Raw genomic sequence first — 1044 nt, forward strand, 5'->3', positions numbered from 1 at the left:
ACCACGATCATCGATCCGATGGTGGAGCCGGTGGCGAGGATGACCGAGTTGGCGAACCAGGTGAGGATCGGGGTCTGGTTGAACAGGTTGGTGAAGTTGTCCAGGGTGATCGCCGAGGGCAGGAAGTTCCCGGCGTCGGCGAAGATCCGCTCTGATGGGCGCAGCGCGCTGATCAGCAGCCAGTAGAACGGGATGATGAACAGGATCGCGACGGCGGTGACCAGCGCGGTCGCGATCACCTTCTTCGGTCCGCCGTGCAACCGGCGGCGCCGCCCGTCCGCATGCAGGGTCGACGGCCACCGCGGGTGCCCGCCGTCCGGTCGATCGACCTGGACCTCCGGCGATGTCGTGGCGTGCTCAGATGTCACGGCCGTTTCACTCCTTCTTGAAGAAGCCGAAGAGTTTCAGGGTGACCAGCGACAGCGTCATGATGATCAGTGCGAGCACGACGCCGATGGCCGAGGCGTAGCCGAGCTGGAACGAGGTGAACGCGGTGCGGTACAGGTGCACCACCACGCTCAGCCCGCCCTGACCGGGCCCGCCCCCGGTGCCCCACAGGATCAACGGCTCCACGAACAACTGGAACCCGCCGAAGATGGTCAACACCGTGACGAACAAGATGATCGGCTTGGACAACGGCACCGACAGGTGCCAGAACCTGCGCATCGGCCCGGCCCCGTCCACCGAAGCGGACTCGTACAACTCGCTCGGGATGTTCGACAACCCGGTCGTGAAATAGATGATGTTGATCCCGGTCCAACGCCAGAACGCCATGATGATCATCGCCGGGATCGCCAGACTCCTCGTCTCCAGCCAGCCCTGCGCCGGCACCCCGAACAACCCCAGGAAACTGTTCACCAGACCATTCGTGGTCAACAACAGGGAGAACACCACGCCGACAACCACCAACGAGGTCAACACCGGCAAGAAGAACGCCGAACGCAACGCCGCCTGCCGGGCCACCAGCTTGGACTGCAACACCGCCGCCAACACGAACGGCACCGGAACCAACACCAACAACGTCCCCGCCGTATACAACGCCGT

1 protein-coding gene and 1 pseudogene are annotated in these 1044 nt (G+C 63.8%); both read right to left on the reverse strand.

Translation table 11 applies throughout. The features are described 5' to 3' along the window. A pseudogene (locus G1H10_RS32075) lies at positions 1 to 368 on the reverse strand (hypothetical protein); the annotation flags it as partial. A 7-nt stretch (positions 369 to 375) separates the two neighbouring features. After that, positions 376 to 1044: carbohydrate ABC transporter permease (locus G1H10_RS32080; RefSeq protein ID WP_163745355.1), on the reverse strand; the 669-nt coding region annotated here is incomplete at its 5' end.

This window comes from Phytoactinopolyspora halotolerans, from assembly GCF_010550675.1.
Classification (GTDB): Bacteria; Actinomycetota; Actinomycetes; order Jiangellales; family Jiangellaceae; genus Phytoactinopolyspora; species Phytoactinopolyspora halotolerans.